Here is a 250-nt window from a genome sequence, read left to right on the forward strand (position 1 = left end):
CGGCGGGCCTGATCGTGCCGCCCGGCCTGCCCCTCCTCATCCTGCTCACCTCGGCTTCGGCCGCGAGCACGGAGATCGTGGTGCACGGCCCCAGCGCACTCGACCTGTTCGCGCTGCCGTTTATCTTCGTGATGGTCGCCACCATGATCGGGGTGCTCAACATGCCGAGCTTCCTCGCCTCCTACCGCCCCAGCCGGATCCTCCGCCGCCTCGCGACCACCACGCTCTCGCCCCTCATGCGGGTCGCGGC

1 pseudogene is annotated in these 250 nt (G+C 70.4%); it reads left to right on the forward strand.

Annotated elements, in window-relative coordinates:
- Positions 1 to 250 (forward strand): annotated as a pseudogene (locus AMS65_RS19650) (ABC transporter permease); the annotation flags it as partial.

Source organism: Leucobacter celer subsp. astrifaciens (assembly GCF_001273835.1).
GTDB lineage: Bacteria > Actinomycetota > Actinomycetes > Actinomycetales > Microbacteriaceae > Leucobacter > Leucobacter celer.